This is a genomic window from Leptotrichia sp. oral taxon 215 str. W9775 (assembly GCF_000469505.1).
Taxonomy (GTDB): domain Bacteria; phylum Fusobacteriota; class Fusobacteriia; order Fusobacteriales; family Leptotrichiaceae; genus Leptotrichia_A.
On sequence record NZ_KI272865.1, the window covers coordinates 37,272 to 37,494 of the forward strand.

A 223-nucleotide genomic window follows, 5' to 3' on the forward strand; every position below is an offset into this window, starting at 1 on the left:
GAGTGATGTAAATTCAGATAGTATTCAAACACATACACATGATATTAAGAAAGCTATGAGGTTTGAGAGTGATGTAAATTCAGATAGTATTCAAACTTCCTGCTCTGATAAAAAGCTATCAATTAAGTTTGAGAGTGATGTAAATTCAGATAGTATTCAAACTTATAATCTGCTCTTGACAAGTCAAACATTGTTTGAGAGTGATGTAAATTCAGATAGTATT